We start from the raw sequence: 14,765 nt of genomic DNA, 5'->3' as shown, positions 1-14,765 counted from the left end.
TTAAGCGTATGACGTGATAGCCAGAGTGCAAATGAGAGCGCCATTTCTTTGATAAATAACAATTTAAAAAATAAAACTCTGACACTTACAATTTGTCACATATAAACGCGACAGATTTTTGGCGAGTTAAGAGGAAGTTATCAGTTTCGCTTAGGGAAGGAGGGCTATTGGCAGCGCAAGCTGTTGCAGAATATTACCATTCACTGGCTGAATGCTTTCCTTCCACTAAGCTTAGTTCCACACGGCGCAGATAAAGGCTCTGCCTTTGCACCGTGCGGTGAAAGAATCCTCTTTTACTGAACGCAGTATGATGTCTGATATTTCACTCATCTGGAGGTAAGCATGGCAAACCATCGTGGTGGATCAGGTAACTTTGCTGAAGACCGTGAAAGAGCATCAGCAGCAGGCCGTAAAGGTGGCCAGCAGAGCGGGGGGAATTTCAAAAACGATCCCCAGCGCGCCTCAGAAGCCGGTAAAAAAGGGGGCAAAAATAGCCATGGTAGCCGCAACAGCAGCTAACAATGGCGGCTGACAGCTCTGACCGGTTGTCAACCACGCCCGCCGCCGGGGAGACCCGGCGGTTTTTTTATTCTTGCACCGTCTGCGAAGCCAACGCACACTAGCGTTTTTCCCCTGTTGCCGGTTGTGATATGTCTCTCTCCCGTTACGCCTTCTCCGTAAAACCTCAGGAAGCGCTGCTGATCCTTATCACCATGTTCTGGGGTGGTACGTTTCTCGCCGTGCAATACGCCGTAACGATGAGCGGGCCGTTTTTCTTCGTTGGCCTGCGCTTTGCCACTGCCGCGCTGGCGGTGGGTATGCTCTCTGTGAATATTCTGCGTGGTTTAACCTGGCTTGAAGTGAAGGCGGGAGTCGTCATCGGCGTTGCTATCGCGCTGGGTTACAGTCTGCAAACCTGGGGGCTTCAGTCTATTTCCAGCAGCAAATCCGCCTTTATTACCGCCATGTATGTGCCTCTGGTGCCGCTATTACAGTGGCTGTGCCTGGGGCGGTTGCCGGGATTCATTTCCTGTGTTGGCATTGCGCTGGCGTTTACCGGCTTGCTGTTGCTCGCCGGGCCGGAGGGGAACATGCTGGCGCTCGGTGAGGGGGAAATAATTACTCTTGCCAGCGCGCTGGCGATTGCCGCCGAAATTATTCTGATCAGTGCCTGGGCCGGAAAAGTCGATGTTCGCCGGGTGACGGTAGTGCAGTTGCTCACCGCATCGCTGGTGTCTTTTACCGCCATGGTGCCTGCCGGAGAAACCATACCGCCACTGACAACAAGTTTGTTACTGGTCGCGCTGGGATTGGGTATTTTTAGCGCCATTATCCAGGTGGTAATGAACTGGGCGCAGCGCAGCGTGTCACCAACCCGCGCCACGGTTATTTATACTGGCGAGCCAGTGTGGGCCGGAATTTTTGGTCGCATTGCTGGCGAGCGGTTACCGCTGTTAGCACTTTTGGGCGGCGCGTTGATTGTGCTTGGCGTGCTGGTGAGTGAGCTGAAGCTGAAAAAGAAAAAAACATCTACTTCCGCCGCCGCAACTGAGGCAGAGCAAGAGTCGTGATAGTGAAGGAGAAGGAGTGAGTGATGGCACAGGATGCAGCGAGTGGCGCGGGCAAACGCAAGCGCGCGGTGAGTGAAAAGCGGCAGGCGATTTTAACCGCAGCACTGGAGCTCTTTTCCCGGCTTGGTTTTCATGGCGCGCGCCTCGAACAGGTAGCGGAGCTGGCGGGCGTATCGAAGACCAATTTGCTTTATTACTACCCGTCGAAAGAGGCGCTTTATATCGCCGTGTTGCGCCAGATCCTCGATATCTGGTTAGCGCCGCTGAAAGCGTTTCGCGAGGATTTCGCACCGCTGGCGGCCATTCGCGAATACATCCGTTTAAAGATGGAAGTTTCGCGCGACCATCCCCAGGCATCAAAACTGTTTTGCCAGGAGATGCTCCAGGGCGCGCCGCTGCTGAAAGCGGAACTGACCGGCAGTTTGAAAACCTTAATTGACGATAAATCGGCGATTATTGCGGGCTGGGTAGCCAGCGGCAAACTCGCCGCTGTCGACCCGCATCATCTTATCTTTATGATTTGGGCCTCAACGCAGCATTACGCCGATTTCGCAACCCAGGTGGAAGCGGTCACCGGCTCGACCCTGCAGGATGAGGCTTTCTTTCAGCGCGCGGTGGAAAACGTTCAGCATATGATCATCGAAGGCATCCGCGTGCGTTAATGGCCCGGCGGTAATGGGCAGCTCAGATCACCTTCGCCACATTGCAGCAGCGATGCCAGCCAGGCTTCACGTTCGTTGGTTTTATCTGTCAGGCACTGGTTTTGCACCATCGGCTGGGCACTGCCGCCCTCCACGCCAGAACTGACAAACGCGCAGTCGCTGTCGCGCAGGGTTATCCAGCTCTGCTGCGCTTTTTTCAGCATCGCCGCTTGCGGCGGCGTCGCGCGTTTAAGCGCGGCCTGGAAGGTTTGATTAAGTTTCTTATCCGCGGCCTGGTATTGACCAGCGGTACAGCTGTTGAGCTGAGATTGTGTGGAGGCGTTATCGCACTCATCGGCCAGAACCGGGCTGCTGAGTAACAGCGCCGCCAGCGCCAGCATACGCGTTTTCATCACTTCCCCTTATTTCGCAAGGCGTTGAACCAGCGCTTTTATTAACATAGCCCTTCGCGAAAGTCACCCGCACAGCTGGAGTTTTGGATAGCGTGTCAGCCAGCGTTTTTCATCAACACGCTGGTCGAAAAGGTGCCGCTTCTCGTGCTGAAAACGGGGTGTCGGTTGCAGACGCAAGCAGAATAAATCCGCCAGCCCAAAAGGGGCGATAATCGCGAGGCGATCCTCTTTGTCTAAACGTACCGCGACGGCTGTCGCCGTTTCCGGCCAGTGCCTCAGGGCTTCGTCAAGCGAGGCGTACGGCGCATCGCCATTTCGCGTGTGCATACGCGCCTGATTTTTGACCGACCAGGCAACATCACCCGAGCGCAGACGCAACTGTGCCTCCAGCCCGGCATCGCGTTCAGCAAGCGTGTCCGCAGGCTCATGCCAGATAACATCCACATCTGCGGTATGCGGTCGCGGCGTAAAACCGTGCAATTGATCCCAAACCGCATCGCGTATAAATCCGGCACCAGTCCAGCACCCTGCGTGCGTTGCCTGCACCATTGCCAGTACCGCCATTCGCTGTGAATCGGCACGAAGCAGTGCTTCCAGTTCAGCCGCATAGCGCATCGTGACACTCCGTTATTCATTAAGCCGCAGGGAATACAAGGTTATCGCCACTGCTGGCGGGTGAGTATCGTTTTACGCTGAAAATGTTGCTATTGGTGTTGTTGCCTTGCTCGTTTCAGTTCTCAATTTTAAAAACTTCTGGCGGCTGAGATGCGGTTTTGCCATGTAAAAACATCGACCACAAAGCTGGAAATGAAAATGTATTGTTAATGCTATGTTTATTTATAGGTTGAATTTAACACTGTTTGCGCTGTTAATGGAGAGGTTTCGTGCATATTTAACTTAAAATTAACAATAATAGATCGTCAATTTAACTTATTTGGGCTTATATCACATTTTTAAAATTAGCAGTGTTTTGCCTCTTCCCTTCGTTGCTAACCTCCCTTCCGCGACTTTCCTCTGTCCTCAAGAAAGGTACAACTATGAAATTCAAACTCGCATTACTCAGCGCAGCCCTCATTTCTGCCAGCATGGTTTCCGGCCAGGCGTTTGCGGCACAAAAATATGAGATCGCGGTGGTTGCCAAAGTTACCGGTATTCCATGGTTTAACCGCATGGAAACCGGGGTCAACGAAGCGGCGAAAAAACTGGACGTCAATGCGTACCAGACCGGGCCATCAACGCCGGATCCGGCGCAGCAAGTGAAAGTGATTGAAGATCTGATCGCCAAAAACGTCAACGCCATCATCGTGGTGCCGAACGATGCGAAGGTGCTGGAGCCGGTGCTGAAAAAAGCCCGTGACAAAGGCATTGTGGTACTGACGCATGAATCGCCGGATCAGCAAATTGGTCAGTGGGATATCGAAACCATCGACAGCGAAAAATATGCGCAGGCCAACGTCGATGAACTGGCAAAAGATATGGGCGGTAAAGGCGGTTACGCCATTTATGTCGGCTCGCTGACGGTGCCGCTGCACAATGCCTGGGCTGACTACGCGATCAAATATCAAAAAGAGAAATACCCGGATATGTTCGAAGTGACCTCGCGTTTGCCGGTTGCCGAGAGCATCGACAAATCCTATGCCACCACCCTCGATTTAATGAAAACCTACCCGCAAATGAAAGGGGTGATTGGCTTTGGTTCGCTGGGACCGATTGGCGCCGGGCAAGCCGTACAGAAGAAACGTGCAAAAGACAAACTGGCAGTAGTGGGCATCGCGATGCCGGGCCAGGCCGCGCCGTATCTGATGCGTGGCGACATCAAAAAAGCGCTGCTGTGGGATCCGCGTGACGCCGGTTTCGCGCTGGTGACTGTCGCCGATCAGTTGCTGCAAGGAAAAGAAGTGACGCCCGATCTGACTATCGATGGGTTGGGCAAAGCCGATGTTGATATGAATAAGAAAGTGATCCGTTTTAATAAGATCCTCGAAGTGACCAAAGATAACGCACAATCACTCGGTTTCTGAGCCTTTCAGGCCACACCAGGGAACCGGAATGCCGGCCGTCAGGCCGGCCTCTTCCGCCGCAGATTTTAACCTCGCGCCCATCCCGGGCGCTGGCAGAGGTATTGTCGATGACCGACACCACCGCATTTATCACTCTTGAGAATATCAGCAAGCGATTCCCGGGCGTGCTGGCGCTGGATAATGTGAATTTAACGCTGGAGAAAGGCGAAGTTCACTGTCTGGCGGGGCAAAACGGCTGCGGAAAGAGCACTATCATCAAAGTTATCTCCGGTGTTTATCACCCGGAAAAGGGCGCTAACATCGCGCTCGACGGCAAGCTTTTTCATCAGCTCACGCCGCAGCTTTCAGCGCACTACGGGATTCAGGTTATCTACCAGGATCTGTCGCTGTTTCCTAATTTTAGCGTGGCGGAAAATATCGCCATTCACCGCTACCTCCCCGGAGGCGATATCTGGGTGCGTCGTCGCGCGATGCGAACCCAGGCGCTGGCGGCGATGGCGCGCATTGGCGTGCGCCTCGATCCGGATAAAAAAGTAGAAAAACTCTCTATTGCTGACCGCCAGTTGGTAGCGATTTGCCGCGCGATTGCCGCCGATGCCCGGCTGGTAATTATGGATGAACCCACCGCGTCGCTTACCCGCCAGGAAGTGAATGGCTTGCTGCGCGTGGTCAATGAACTGAAAGCCGCCGGTATTTGCGTGGTGTTTGTCAGCCACCGTCTGGATGAAGTGATGGAAGTGGCCGATCGTATCAGCGTGATGCGCGACGGGAAATTGATTGGTACCTGGCCGGCAAGCGAACTGGATAGCCACGAGCTGGCGTATCTGATGACCGGCCAACGTTTTCACTATAGTCCGCTGCCGGAAAAACCACCGGTGGATCAATTGCCCATGCTGGAACTGCGCCACCTTAGCCGCAAAGGCAAATATCGCGATATCAATCTGGCGCTGCGCAGCGGCGAAATCGTGTCGATTGTTGGCCTTTTAGGCGCCGGGCGTACCGAACTGTGCATGAGTCTGTTTGGTATGACCAAACCGGAAGATGGCGAGATCCGCATCAATGGCACGCCGGTGAAACTGCGTAACAACCATGACGCGATTCGTCACGGCATTGGTTATGTGTCAGAAGACCGGCTGACGCAGGGGCTGATCATGGAACAGTCGATTTATGACAACACCATCGTCACGGTGTTCGACAAGCTGCACACGCGCAGCGGGTTGCTTGATCACGCGAAAGCCGGGCAACTGGTGGCCGATCTGATTCGCGAGCTGAATATCAAAGTCTCCGATGCACAGTTGCCGGTGAAAACGCTCTCCGGCGGCAACGCGCAGCGTATCGCCATCGCTAAATGGGTTGCCACGCAGCCGCGCATTCTGATCCTGGATTCGCCCACGGTTGGCGTAGACATCGCCAACAAAGAGGGCATTTACCAGATTGCCCGTCAGCTGGCGGAGCAGGGGATGGCGGTGCTGATGATTTGTGACGAAATCCCGGAGGCTTACTACAACAGCCATCGCGTGCTGGTGATGCGTCAGGGAGAACTGGTGGCCGAATTTAATCCGCACCATTGCACAGAGCAGGAAATTGCCGGGGTGGTCAATGCGTAACACGTCCTTTTCCCGCCTTGTCGGGCAACATGAATTCTGGCTGGGGCTGTTGGTGATCGCGCTGGCGATATTTCTCAGCGTGCGGACCGATGAGTTTCTCTCCCTCGGCAACCTGACAGATGTCGCCACCAGCTACGCCATCCTCGGGATTCTGGCCTGCGGGCTTTTTGTGGTGCTGATTTCCGGCGGCATCGACATTTCGTTTCCGGCGATGACCGCCATTGCCCAATACGCCATGGCCAGTTGGGTGATTGCCCACGGTGGTAATTTCGCGCTGGCGTTAGGGCTGTCGATGGCGGTCGGGCTGCTGCTGGGCCTGGTCAACGGCTTCCTGGTCTACTGGCTGCGCGTGCCTGCCATCATCATTACCATTGCCACGCTGAATGTTTACTACGGCCTGCTGGTGTATGCCACCAAAGGAACGTGGCTGTACGGTTTCCCGGACTGGTTTATGAACGGCATCAACTGGTTCTCGTTCACCGCCGCCGATGGATATGACTATGGACTGACGCTGCCGCTGCTGTGTCTGGGCGCGACCATCATTCTGACTGCCGTGTTAATGAACTACACCCGGCTGGGCCGCCAGATTTATGCCATGGGCGGCAACCGTGATGCCGCGTCACGCCTTGGGTTGAATCTGCTGAAGCTGCACTTCTACGTCTACGGTTTTATGGGCATTCTCGCAGGCGTCGCGGCCGTAGTACAGGCGCAAATTACCCAGTCTGTTGCGCCCAACTCGCTGCTGGGGTTTGAGCTGACGGTACTGGCGGCGGTGGTGCTTGGCGGTACCAGCATGTCCGGTGGGCGCGGTACGCTGACCGGTACGCTACTGGGCGTTGTGCTGCTGGCCTTCCTGCAGAATGGCTTAACGCTGCTGGGCGTCTCCTCATACTGGCACACGGTGTTTAGCGGCGCGATTATTCTGGTGAGTATTAGCGCCACCGCGTGGAACGAAAAACGCAAACTTGCGAGGGAGTTATAAGATGAAATCCATCGTCCGAATTCTGCCCGGTGATGCCATCATCCGCTTGCAATGCGTGATTATCATCGTCGTGGCGCTGGTTTTCTCTGCGCTGCTCGGCAGCCGTTTTTTCAGCATCGCTAACTTCCAGTCGATTGGCTCGCAGTTGCCGATTCTGGGCATGCTGGCGCTGGGCATGGGCATCACCATGCTGACCGGCGGCATTAATCTGTCTATCATTGCCAGTGCGAACGCCTGTTCACTGGTGATGGCGGCGGTGATTGTCAGCCACCCGGATAACCCGCTATTCCTGGCGCTGGCGTTACTCGCCGGTCTGCTGGTGGCGGTGGCGATTGGCGCACTGAACGGTGCGCTGGTGGCGTGGATTGGCGTTTCGCCAATTCTGGCAACCCTTGGCACCATGACGCTGATTTCCGGGCTCAATATTCTGTTCTCAAATGGCACGGTCATCTCCGGTTTTCCGGCGGCTATTCAGTTCCTTGGCAACGCCACACTGCTTGGCATCCCGGTTGCGTTGTTGCTGTTTATTTTCGTTGCGTTGCTGCTGTGGGTGTTACTCGAACACACGACGCTCGGGCGCAGCCTTTATCTGGTTGGTTCAAACGAGCAGGCCACCCGCTACAGCGGTGTGAATACCGTTCGCGTACAGATTTCGGTCTATATCATCTCCGCACTGTTGGGCTGGGCGGCCGCCATTTTGATGATGGCGAAGTTCAATTCGGCGAAAGCGGGCTACGGTGAGTCTTATCTTCTGGTGACCATTCTGGCGTCGGTGCTGGGCGGCATTAACCCGGACGGCGGTTTTGGCCGCGTGCTGGGGCTGGTGCTGGCGCTGGTGGTACTGCAGATGCTGGAGAGTGGCTTTAATTTGTTGGGTATCAGCAGTTATCTGACGATGGCGCTCTGGGGCGCGGTGCTGATCCTCTTTATCGCATTACAAAATCGAAAAGCCTGAGAGCGGGAGAAAAAGAATGGCGAGCTACTTTATTGGTGTGGATGTTGGCACCGGCAGCGCACGTGCAGGCGTCTTTGATTTGACCGGCAGAATGGTCAGCCAGGCGAGCAGGGCGATTGAAATTTACCGCCCGCAGGCCGACTTTGTGGAGCAATCTTCCGACAATATCTGGCAGGCGGTGTGCAACGCGGTACGCGATGCGGTGAACCAGGCGGACATTAACCCGATTCAGGTTAAAGGCCTCGGCTTTGACGCGACCTGTTCGCTGGTGGTGCTCGACAAAGAGGGCAACCCGCTGACCATTAGTCCTTCCGGGCGCAGTGAGCAGAACATTATCGTGTGGATGGATCACCGTGCTATCTCACAGGCGAACCGTATCAACGCCACGCACCACCGGGTGCTGGATTACGTGGGCGGGATCATCTCGCCGGAGATGCAAACGCCGAAACTGCTGTGGCTAAAACAGCACATGCCGAACACCTGGGCCAATGCCGGGTATTACTTCGACCTGCCGGATTTTCTCACCTGGCGGGCGACCGGCGATGATACCCGTTCACTTTGCTCCACGGTGTGCAAGTGGACATATATGGGCCATGAGGATAAGTGGGACACCAGTTATTTCCGCCAGATTGGTCTTGAGGATTTGCTGGAGCATGATGCAGAGAAAATTGGCCGCTACGTGAAAACCATGGGTGAGCCGCTGGGGCGCGGACTGACGCAGCGCGCAGCAACCGAAATGGGGTTGATGCCCGGCACGGCGGTCAGCGTGTCGATTATCGATGCCCACGCAGGCACGCTGGGAACGCTCGGCGCCAGTGGGCCTTCGGGGGAAATGGCGGATTTCGATCGGCGTATCGCGCTGATTGGCGGTACCTCTACCGGCCATATGGCGATCTCACCGCAGGCACGCTTTATCGGCGGCGTGTGGGGGCCTTACTTCTCGGCGGTGCTGCCGGGTTACTGGCTGAATGAGGGCGGGCAGTCGGCGACCGGGGCATTAATTGACCATATTATCCAGTCCCATCCGTGCTACGAAACGCTGCTCGCCCAGGCAAAAGCGCAAGGGCAAACCATCTATGAAGTGCTGAATGCGCTGCTGCGCAAGATGGCGGGCGAGCCGGAAAACATCGCGTTTTTAACGCGTGATATTCACATTCTGCCGTACTTCCACGGTAACCGTTCGCCGCGTGCGAACCCGACATTAACCGGGGTGATCAGCGGGTTGAAACTGTCGCGTACACCGGAGGATATGGCGTTGCATTATCTGGCGACCATCCAGGCGATTGCCCTCGGGACGCGGCATATTATTGAAACCATGAATCAAAGTGGTTACAGCATCGACACGGTAATGGCGAGCGGCGGTGGCACCAAGAACCCGATCTTTGTTCAGGAGCATGCAAATGCCACCGGTTGCGCGATGTTGCTGCCGGAAGAGAGCGAAGCGATGCTGCTCGGCGGGGCAATGATGGGCACCGTGGCGGCGGGCGTGTTTGACACTTTCCCGGAAGCGATGTCGGCGATGAGCCGCATTGGCAAGACGGTGACGCCGCAGACTAACCGCATCAAGCAGTATTACGATCGCAAATACACCGTCTTCCATGCGATGTACCAGGATCACATGAAATACCGCCAACTGATGCAGGAGGAGGCATGAGCGATAGCTGGCGTCAGGCCTGCGGCGCCTGGCAAATCTATAGCGAAGAGATGGCGGCGTTAAGTCACCATCTTAACGATGCGCTGTGGGATAGGTTAATGGCAGAGCTGCGTGGCTGTCGTGGCAAAATCGCGGTCACCGGCGTAGGAACATCCGGCATTGCGGCACGCAAGATTGCCCATATGCTGGCGTGCGTCGAACGCCCGGCTATCTATCTGAATGCCACGGATGCCGCGCACGGTGATTTGGGGTTTCTCGGTCGCCATGATCTGGTGATTATGCTGTCGCGCGGCGGGAATTCCGACGAATTAACGCGGCTGTTGCCAGGGCTTGCACAAAAGGGTGTGCCGCTGATTAGCGTGACGGAAAACCCGGATTCCGCTATCGCCCAGGCCGCGCGGCTGGTGATTTCCACCGGCGTGCAGCGCGAAATTGATCCGCTTAATATGCTGGCGACCACTTCCATCGTGCTGACGCTGGCGATTTTCGATGCCGCCTGCGCCTGCCTGATGAGCGAAAGTGGTTATTCAAAAGAGACGTTACTGTCGGTACATCCCGGCGGGGATGTCGGTCTGACGCTCAGAAAAAAAGCGCCGTAAGGCGCTTTTTTGTTGTTATTACCAGACTGTTTTTCAGGGAGGGGACAACATCAGCCAATCGTCATCAGGCTGGCGTTGCCACCGGCAGCGGCAGTGTTGACGCTCAACGAGCGTTCCACCCACAGACGTTCGAGCATGATGTTGGTTTCACCGCGTGCAAAGCCCTGAACCGACACAATAGCGCCATTGCGTGCGGCGACGTTTTCGCACAGCGCCACCAGTTGGTCGGAGTCACCATGGAAAATCACCGCATCAAACGTCTGCGCCATTAACGCATCGGCTTTGGCAAACTGGATACGCTTGCTGACGCTTTCCGGCAACTGTTTTGCCATATCGCGGTGCAGCGTATCGTCCGGCCACAGCAGTTGACTGCCGCAGGCGATGACCGCCGCCAGTTGCACCAGCGCATCCTGCTCGTTATCCGCCACGCAGAGCACCCGCTCGCGCGGTACCAGCGTCCAGCTGTTGCGTTCACCCGTCGGGCCTTGCAGCAGGCGTTGTGTTCCGGTTTGCGCCAGCTCGCCATAATGCGCGCAGAGCTGTTGCAGCGCCGGACGATCTTTTGCCCATGCGCGTAATGCTTCCAGCGACTGCAAGAGCGATGTTTTCAGCTGCGCATCCAGCGGATGCTGCGCGTCGTGACGGGCCAGCGTTTTCTGCACCGCGTTTTCCGGTCGGCTGCCTAACAGGCGGTAAAGATAGAGCGGCCCGCCAGCTTTCGGCCCGGTGCCGGACAACCCTTCACCGCCAAATGGCTGCACACCTACCACAGCGCCCACCATATTGCGGTTCACATACAGGTTACCGACATGGGCATTGCCGGTGACCTGGGCGATGGTTTCATCGATACGGGTATGAACGCCGAGCGTCAGGCCATAGCCGGAGGCGTTAATCTGCGCGATTAACTGATCCAACTGGTTACGGTGATAACGGACAACGTGCAGCACCGGGCCGAAGACCTCTTTTTTCAGCTCGTCAAAGCTCTCCAGTTCAATCAGCGTTGGCGCGACAAAGGTGCCGGTGCGCCATTCACGCGCATCTTCACTGTTTTCACGCACAGCCTGGTACACCTTGCGCCCTTTGGCCTGCATGGCCTGAATATGTTTCTCGATATTCGCTTTCGCGTCGGCATCGATCACCGGGCCGATATCGGTGGTCAGTCGGCCTGGGTTACCCATGCGACACTCCGCCATCGCGCCGCGGAGCATGGTCAGCGTGTGATCGGCAATGTCATCCTGTAAGCAGAGCACGCGCAGGGCTGAACAGCGCTGGCCTGCGCTATCAAACGCGGAGGCCAGCACATCGATAACCACCTGTTCGGTAAGCGCGGAGGAGTCGACAATCATCGCGTTCATCCCGCCGGTTTCAGCGATAAGCGGTGTCGGGCGACCCTGGGCATCAAGACGCGTGGCGATACTGCGTTGCAGCAGCGTCGCCACGTCGGTGGAGCCGGTAAACATCACGCCACGCACGCGCGGATCGGCGGTCAGCTGCGCGCCTACGGTTTCGCCACGCCCTGGCAATAATTGTAAAACCCCCGCCGGAACACCGGCTTCCAGCAGAATAGCCACGCCCTGAGCGGCAATCAGCGGAGTCTGTTCGGCAGGTTTTGCCAGCACGCTGTTGCCCGCCGCTAACGCTGCGGCAATCTGGCCGGTGAAAATCGCCAGCGGGAAGTTCCACGGGCTGATACAGACTATCGGCCCCAGCGGACGGTGCGTTTCATTATCGAAATCCGCACTGACCTGGCCTGCGTAGTAGCGCAGGAAATCGACCGCTTCGCGCACTTCGGCAATGGCGTTGCTGAAGGTTTTACCCGCTTCACGCACCAGAATGCCAATCAGCGACTGCATTTGGTCTTCCATCAGCACCGCGGCGCGCTGAAGAATGGCGGCGCGCTCCTGCGGCGGTGTGGCAAACCAGATTGGCGCGTGATTAACGGCGTTTTCCAGCGCCTGATTAACCTGCGCTTCGCTAGCTTCCACCACATAGCCAACGGTGTCTTTCGGTTCAGCAGGGTTAATGACCGCGACGGGCTCGCCGTCCATGACCACCTGTTCCAGCGTCGGGCGGGCGTACCATTTCTGCGCCGCGCTGGCGAGCAGCGAGGAGGAGAGCGAGGCCAGACGGTGTTCGTTCGCCAGATCGAGGCCAGCGGCATTGATTCGTCCTTCGCCATACAGTGCGCGGGGCAGGGCGATTTTCGGGTGCGGTAAACCGACCTGGCCTTCCTGGGCGGCGATCTTTTCCACTTCGCTCACCGGATCGGCGACCAGCGCGTCCAGCGGCAGCGTGTTGTCGGCGATGCGGTTGACGAACGAGGTATTCGCGCCGTTTTCCAGCAGGCGGCGCACCAGATACGCCAGCAGTGTTTCGTGGGTGCCGACCGGCGCATAAATGCGGCACGGGCGGTTCAGTTTGCCATCGGCCACTTTCCCTACGACTTGCTCATACAACGGTTCGCCCATGCCGTGCAGGCACTGGAATTCGTACTGGCCCGGATAGTAGTTTTGCCCGGCAAGCTGGTAAATAGCTGCCAGCGTATGGGCATTGTGAGTAGCGAACTGCGGATAGATCAGGTTCGGCACCGCGAGTAATTTTTTCGCGCAGGCGAGGTATGAAACATCGGTGTATACCTTGCGGGTATAAACCGGGTAGCCTTCCAGCCCTTCCATTTGCGCGCGCTTGATTTCGCTGTCCCAGTAAGCGCCTTTTACCAGGCGGATCATCAGACGGCGACGGCTGCGTGTCGCCAGATCCACAAGATAATCAATCACAAACGGGCAGCGCTTCTGGTAGGCCTGAATAACAAAACCGATGCCGTTCCAGCCTGCCAGTTCCGGCTCGAAACAGAGTTTTTCCAGCAGATCGAGGGAAATTTCCAGACGATCGGCCTCTTCGGCGTCAATATTAATGCCGATGTCATACTGGCGTGCCAGCAAGGTGAGGGATTTCAGGCGCGGATAGAGTTCATCCATCACGCGGTCGTATTGCGCACGGCTGTAGCGCGGGTGCAGGGCAGATAACTTAATGGAAATCCCTGGCCCTTCATAAATGCCGCGTCCGTTGGAGGCTTTGCCAATGGCGTGGATCGCCTGCTGGTATGACACCATATACGCTTGCGCATCGGCTGCGGTGAGTGCCGCTTCGCCGAGCATGTCGTAGGAGTAACGGAAACCTTTCTCTTCCAGCTTGCGCGCGTTGGCCAGCGCTTCGGCGATCGTTTCGCCGGTGACGAACTGTTCGCCCATCAGGCGCATCGCCATATCCACGCCTTTGCGGATCAGCGGCTCACCGCTTTTGCCAATAATACGATTCAGCGAATGCGAGAGATTGGCTTCGTTGTGCGTGGAGACCAGACGGCCAGTAAACAGCAGCCCCCAGGTGGCGGCATTGACGAACAGCGACGGGCTGCGCCCAATGTGTGACTGCCAGTTACCGTTGCTTATTTTGTCGCGGATCAGCGCATCGCGGGTGGCTTTGTCGGGTATACGCAGTAACGCTTCGGCCAGACACATGAGCGCCACGCCTTCCTGCGAGGAGAGGGAAAACTCCTGTAACAGGCTTTGCACCATGCCAGCGCGGCCGGAGGCGGTTTTCTGGTTACGCAGTTTTTCCGCTAGCTGATAAGCCAGCTTATGGGCATTTTCCGCCACCGGTTGCGGCAGGCGGGCTTGTTCCAGCAACATCGGTACCGCATCAGTTTCCGCCCAGCGCCATGCGCCGGTGATCGCGGCGCGGGAAACTGACTGCGGCAGGATCTGCTCGGCAAAATCGAGAAACGGCTGGTGGCTGTCATCAACCACAACGGCACTTTCGTCTTCCTGCGCGGTGGCGGATGCGGTCGCCAGTTCCGGCAGGCCTTCGTTGTTTTCCAGCTTTTCCAGAAAATTGAAGATGGCTTGTTTAATCAGCCAGTGCGGTGTGCGGTCGATGGTCGCCGCGGCGGCTTTGATCCTTTCGCGTGTTGCGTCATCAAGCTTGACCCCCATGGTGGTGGTGCCCATGCTTTGCTCCTGTTTTTTACGTGGTTTTGCGGTTCAGGCTGAAATATCCATCATGTTGCAACTTTGTGCAACCTTGTTAAATGTGACCTGGCTGGCAAGGTAGAAAATGAATGAGATGTTAACGGCTGGTTATTGCTAAAGGCGCTGAACAATTCGCTGGCAAAGCAGGTTTTATGCTGCAGATAACACTTTTTAAAGGTGCAACCTTTGAAAGTGTGACAGAGTGCAACCTATAGGAAATTGCTATCAGAGTCGGGATGAATTTGATGTAAATGCTGTGTTAAATCAATTGTGAATAAGTGAGGCATCCGGCAG

The 14,765-nt window shown here is 56.2% G+C and carries 12 protein-coding genes; 9 read left to right on the top strand and 3 right to left on the bottom strand.

Translation table 11 applies throughout. The features are described 5' to 3' along the window. Positions 1-342 precede the first annotated feature (342 nt). The 3 genes from RT644_RS10285 (at position 343) to rutR (ending at position 2,233) form a co-directional block, all read left to right on the top strand. Positions 343-519: a general stress protein gene (locus tag RT644_RS10285; RefSeq protein WP_020457308.1), complete on the top strand. Its 177-nt coding sequence runs from the start codon at positions 343-345 to the stop codon at positions 517-519. A gap of 131 nt (positions 520-650) precedes the next feature. Then, a complete protein-coding gene (locus RT644_RS10280; protein WP_313626555.1) occupies positions 651-1,571 on the top strand; it encodes a DMT family transporter in 921 nt (306 codons plus the stop codon). 23 nt (positions 1,572-1,594) lie between these two features. Then, positions 1,595-2,233 carry an HTH-type transcriptional regulator RutR gene (rutR, locus tag RT644_RS10275; RefSeq protein WP_020457310.1) on the top strand — a complete coding sequence of 213 codons (639 nt, stop codon included), beginning with the start codon at positions 1,595-1,597 and terminating at the stop codon, positions 2,231-2,233. On the opposite strand, the gene RT644_RS10270 is transcribed toward rutR, so the two are convergent. Together RT644_RS10270 and RT644_RS10265 are read right to left on the bottom strand one after the other, a co-directional pair. Beyond that, positions 2,230-2,625, bottom strand: a complete 396-nt coding sequence (locus RT644_RS10270; RefSeq protein WP_045506835.1) for a lysozyme inhibitor LprI family protein — start codon at positions 2,623-2,625, stop codon at positions 2,230-2,232. The genes rutR and RT644_RS10270 overlap by 4 nt on opposite strands. A gap of 63 nt (positions 2,626-2,688) precedes the next feature. Then, positions 2,689-3,240, bottom strand: a complete 552-nt coding sequence (locus RT644_RS10265; protein ID WP_313626552.1) for a nucleotidyltransferase family protein — start codon at positions 3,238-3,240, stop codon at positions 2,689-2,691. 422 nt (positions 3,241-3,662) lie between these two features. Between RT644_RS10265 and RT644_RS10260 the strand changes: the two genes are divergently transcribed. From RT644_RS10260 to RT644_RS10235, 6 genes are all read left to right on the top strand, one after another. Beyond that, positions 3,663-4,646, top strand: coding sequence for an autoinducer 2 ABC transporter substrate-binding protein (locus tag RT644_RS10260; RefSeq protein WP_017456273.1), 984 nt, complete (start codon positions 3,663-3,665; stop codon positions 4,644-4,646). Positions 4,647-4,753: 107 nt separating this feature from the next. Further along, positions 4,754-6,253, top strand: coding sequence for a sugar ABC transporter ATP-binding protein (locus RT644_RS10255; RefSeq protein ID WP_045506843.1), 1,500 nt, complete (start codon positions 4,754-4,756; stop codon positions 6,251-6,253). Beyond that, entirely contained in the window at positions 6,246-7,235 is a 990-nt protein-coding gene (locus RT644_RS10250) for an ABC transporter permease (protein WP_097407818.1), read from the top strand. The genes RT644_RS10255 and RT644_RS10250 overlap by 8 nt, the downstream gene beginning before the upstream one ends. Position 7,236: 1 nt before the next feature. Further along, positions 7,237-8,190, top strand: coding sequence for an ABC transporter permease (locus tag RT644_RS10245; protein WP_020457315.1), 954 nt, complete (start codon positions 7,237-7,239; stop codon positions 8,188-8,190). A 16-nt stretch (positions 8,191-8,206) separates the two neighbouring features. Continuing rightward, positions 8,207-9,844 (top strand): FGGY-family carbohydrate kinase, encoded by a 1,638-nt coding sequence (locus RT644_RS10240; protein ID WP_269231304.1) that lies wholly within the window; start codon positions 8,207-8,209, stop codon positions 9,842-9,844. After that, positions 9,841-10,443: an SIS domain-containing protein gene (locus RT644_RS10235; RefSeq protein ID WP_313626550.1), complete on the top strand. Its 603-nt coding sequence runs from the start codon at positions 9,841-9,843 to the stop codon at positions 10,441-10,443. Before RT644_RS10240 ends, RT644_RS10235 begins: the two co-directional genes overlap by 4 nt. 50 nt (positions 10,444-10,493) lie before the next feature. On the opposite strand, the gene putA is transcribed toward RT644_RS10235, so the two are convergent. Further along, positions 10,494-14,450 (bottom strand): trifunctional transcriptional regulator/proline dehydrogenase/L-glutamate gamma-semialdehyde dehydrogenase, encoded by a 3,957-nt coding sequence (putA, locus tag RT644_RS10230; protein WP_313626548.1) that lies wholly within the window; start codon positions 14,448-14,450, stop codon positions 10,494-10,496. Positions 14,451-14,765: the final 315 nt, after the last annotated feature.

The organism is Kosakonia sp., from assembly GCF_032104925.1.
GTDB lineage: Bacteria > Pseudomonadota > Gammaproteobacteria > Enterobacterales > Enterobacteriaceae > Kosakonia.
The sequence above is the reverse complement of the archived record's forward strand: the minus strand, read 5'-3'. Positions and strand labels throughout refer to the sequence as shown.